Raw genomic sequence first — 1,311 nt, forward strand, 5'->3', positions numbered from 1 at the left:
GCCGGCGCGCAGGCCGATCACCGCCGGATCGGCGCCGCGCTCCACCCGCGACAGCAGGCGGGCATAGCGCTCGCCCAGCATCCCTTCGTGCATGGCGCGGTCGAGGCTCGCGGTCAGCTGCTGGAAGCGGGCGATGGCGTGGGCGCGGGCGCCGCTCTGGGCGAAATCGGGCACCGTGCGGGGTGCCTCGCCGCCGAGCCAGCGCTCCACCAGGTCCACCGCCGGCAGGTCCAGGGGGGAGACGGTGCGCCGGGCGCGGGCGAAGGCCGCGGCGTAGAGCGCATCGTCCTGCGGGGTGCGCCCGTCCATGTCGCCGAAGGCGCGGCGGGCCGGAAAGGCGACCGCCAGATCGTGGGCGATGCGCTTCAGCGCGGCGAAGGTCACGTCACGGCCTTCCGGGGCGCCGCGTGCCACGTCGTGGAGCGCCCGGGCGGCGGCCTGCAACTCGGCGCTGAAGGTCTCGCTTAGAAGGGAACGCCTGCAGGCCTCACGCACCTCCTCGAACGGCTGCCGGTCGCCGGAGAGGGTGCTCCAGAGCTCGCTAAGCGCGGGGGCCGCGAGCGGATCGTGGAGCGCCAGAGCGATCGCCTCGGCCATGGCGTCCTCGCCGGATGCGGCCTCGGGCGGGGTGGTGCCCTCGCCGCGTGCGGGCCGCCGGTCCGCGAGAAGGTCGGGTGGCAGGCCGACGCAGCCCACGGGCGGCAGCGCCCCCTCGGGCCGGCGGCCGGACAGGTCGCGCAGCTTCAGCGCCAGGCGCCGGGCATAGGCGGCCGGGTCGGCCATGAGGTCGAGGTGCGCGGCGCAGAAGCCGTCCAGCAATCCGTCGGCGTAGAGCTGGAAGGCATAAGCGTGCACCGCCTCGAAGACGTCGCTTCGCTCGAGCCGCAGGCCCATCAGATCGGGCGTCTCCACGAAGCGGCGGTAGTTGAGGTCATCGTTCGCCGTGCGCCACCAGGCGAGGCGGTAGTTCTGCTTCTCCAGCAGACGGTCGAAGCGGGCGCGCCCGTCGGCCGCGTGCCCGTCGAACCCCGCGAGCACGCCGCGCATGGCGCGCGCGCCCTCCTCGGTCTCCGCCAGGGTCAGCAGCCGATACTTGGCGGAGCGCAGCTCCTCCCGGTCGGGACGGATGCCGGACAGGGCGCGGAACAGGTCCCGCATGCCGCTGAAGGCCGGCGTGTCCGCCTGCTCCAGGATCGACGCCCAGTCGGTGGGGCAGATGGGGAAGACGTGGGCGTTGTGGCGCGCCACGAAGCCGGCGAGGGCGGCGTCGTAGGCGAGGCTGAGACTGCCAAGGCACACAGGGGATAGGAG

1 protein-coding gene is annotated in these 1,311 nt (G+C 74.1%); it reads right to left on the minus strand.

Annotated features, from left to right (window positions below; translation table 11 throughout):
- Positions 1–1,311, minus strand: a 1,311-nt coding sequence (locus tag AC2W7M_RS25645; RefSeq protein WP_486135935.1) for a malto-oligosyltrehalose synthase, incomplete at both ends; no start/stop codon positions are given.

The organism is Xanthobacter sp. BG11Y11_SDJG, assembly GCF_057364445.1.